3 protein-coding genes are annotated in these 2,320 nt (G+C 70.9%); 1 reads left to right on the top strand and 2 read right to left on the bottom strand.

Annotated elements, in window-relative coordinates; translation table 11 throughout:
* Positions 1–846, bottom strand: an 846-nt coding sequence (locus tag ACQKIP_RS45375; protein WP_427745672.1) for an alcohol dehydrogenase catalytic domain-containing protein, incomplete at its 3' end; no start/stop codon positions are given.
* 355 nt (positions 847–1,201) lie between these two features.
* Here ACQKIP_RS45375 and ACQKIP_RS45370 point away from each other — a divergent pair.
* Positions 1,202–1,468 carry a WhiB family transcriptional regulator gene (locus ACQKIP_RS45370; protein ID WP_365856600.1) on the top strand — a complete coding sequence of 89 codons (267 nt, stop codon included), beginning with the start codon at positions 1,202–1,204 and terminating at the stop codon, positions 1,466–1,468.
* Between the two features lie 498 nt (positions 1,469–1,966).
* On the opposite strand, the gene ACQKIP_RS45365 is transcribed toward ACQKIP_RS45370, so the two are convergent.
* Positions 1,967–2,320, bottom strand: a 354-nt coding sequence (locus ACQKIP_RS45365; RefSeq protein WP_427745671.1) for a hypothetical protein, incomplete at its 5' end; no start/stop codon positions are given.

The raw sequence follows: 2,320 nt of genomic DNA, 5'->3' as shown, positions 1-2,320 counted from the left end.
CTCGGCCACGGCGTCGGGCAGCAGTCCCACGCCCCACTGGGCGGCCTTGGCCAGCGGCGCGCCGTGCGCCTCCATGCCCACGGCGTCGATGACCGCGTCGGTGCCGCGCCCGTCGGTCAGGTCACGGATCGCGTCACCGATGTCCTTGCCGTACCGGCGCAGGTCGAAGGCCTTGACACCGTCGGCGTGGGCGCGGCTGAGCCGTTCCGGTACGAGGTCCACGCCCACCACGAGGCTTGCGCCGCGGTGCAGGGCGATGCGGGCGGCCATGGCCCCGATCGGGCCCAGGCCCAGGACCGTCACGGTGCCGCCGGGCGGAATGCCGGCGTACTCGACCGCCTGCCAGGCGGTGGGCAGCACGTCGGAGAGGAAGACGAACCGGTCGTCCGGCGGGCCGTCGGGCACCTTGATGGGCAGGGTGTTGCCGAACGGGACACGCAGCAGTTCGGCCTGGCCGCCGGGGACCTGGCCGTAGAGCTTGGTGTAGCCGAACAGCGAGGCGCCCGTGCCGCGCTCCTTGACCTGGGTGGTCTCGCACTGCGAGTGCAGGCCCCGGTCGCACATGTAGCAGTCACCGCAGGAGACGTTGAACGGAACGACCACGCGGTCTCCGGCGGACAGTGCGGTGACCTCGGAGCCGACCTCCTCGACGATGCCCATCGGCTCGTGCCCCAAGATGTCGCCGGGGTCGAGGTAGGGCCCGAGCACTTCGTACAGGTGCAGATCGGATCCGCATACGCCGGTGGACGTCACGCGCACGATGACATCGGTCGGCGCTTTGATCACCGGGTCGGGGACGGTCTCGACGCGGACGTCCCGCTTTCCTTGCCAGGTCAGTGCTCGCATGGGGTGCCTCCTTCTCGCGGCGGTGGGCCGGCGGGGTCATTCGTCGTCGTGGAGGGACTCCTGGGCACCCTCGTTCGGGCTGAGGGCGTCGCCCGCCTCCCCCTTCTCTTGCTGGTGCTTGCCGGGCGCCGGGTGCCCGGCCCGGCGGAATTGACTCCTCCGGGGCCGGGGATCTTCTTCGTCCGCGTGCGGCGTGCGCTAGCCCTGATTCCTTCTGTTTCACCAGGCGCCTCCCGGGGAACCCGGGCTGAAGTTCCGCGTGGACACGGCAAAAAAGCCGTGCACACGGCGGTAATCCGGCGACGCGGGGCGGATTTCGCCGCGCGTATGGAGTCCACCGACGCAAGGAGGCGTCATGGAGTCGTGGTGGCGGCGAGCCGCCTGTGCTGATGAAGATCCCGAGCTGTTCTTTCCGGTCGGCACGTCGGGCCCCGCTGAGGAGGACCTGATGGCCGCCAAGCGGGTGTGCCACAGCTGTCCGGTCATCGAACGGTGCCGGAACTGGGCACTGGAGACCGGGCAGGCCTCAGGGGTGTGGGGCGGACTGGGCGAGGACGAGCGCTCGCGGCGGCGGCGCAGGATCAAGAGGGCCGAAGCCCGCAGGGCTCTGGCCAGAACCTGACCCGGGGGCCGCGCTTGCGGCAGAGCACGTCGAGTTGCCGCCCCCTGCCGGGGTGGGGCTAGACGGCAGGTACGCGGGGCGGGACACGCCGCATGACCGGCTGCTGCACACGCCGTATGACCGCCCGCCGCCCGCACGTGAAGGCCCGCTGCCCGCACATGAAGACGTGAACCGGCGGGCTTTCGTACGGGACGCGCCCGTACGCGGCACGGGCGGGCCTGCGCCATGACCACTCCTCCGTCCGGCAATCCGGTGGCCCCCTGCGTCGGCTTCGCGCCGGTCACCGGTGAGGAGCCCCGGGGACTTCAACGTAGGCGGGTCGTGCGGACGCCGCCCGTTCAGCGGTGACGCACGGTCACCGCGAAGCGGGAGCGCCCTGCCGGACGGATCATGGCCGGATCACGGCTGGTCCGGGAGGCCGTACACCTGGTGCCACCCGGTACATTCGGCTGGCGCCGTCAAGTCGTGCCGTCGAGGTGGTGCGGTCAGGTAGTGCGGTCAGTCCTCGCCGCGCACCACGTTCCAGTCAGCGGCCCTCTCGGCGTCGGCGGGCCCGTCGTCGCCCGGGCGGATGCGCGCCGGGATACAGGTCCGGATGGTGCCTGCCGTCCTGCGGCCCGATGTCGTGGCCCATCGGCTGCTGCGCGTCGGTCCCCGCTCTCTCGTTCCGGTGCCTCCCACCATGACGAGTCCGGCCTCCTTCATCCTTCGCTGCGGCGTGCGACGGTCGCACTTCGCTTCACCCGCGGGTTCCACGATGTGCGGAAATAAACCTCGCCCGACCGGAATGCCGCCCGCTGCCGCAGGCCAACTCCGCGACAGTTTCTCCTCGTTGAGGACAAAGTATGGACG

The organism is Streptomyces sp. NPDC059900 (assembly GCF_050270335.1).
Lineage (GTDB): Bacteria > Actinomycetota > Actinomycetes > Streptomycetales > Streptomycetaceae > Streptomyces.
The sequence above is the reverse complement of the archived record's forward strand: the minus strand, read 5'-3'. Positions and strand labels throughout refer to the sequence as shown.

Bases quoted from the DNA above. Each gene is read 5' to 3' on its own strand.
- ACQKIP_RS45370 (WP_365856600.1), top strand. From the start codon at position 1,202: ATGGAGTCGTGGTGGCGGCGAGCCGCCTGTGCTGATGAAGATCCCGAG.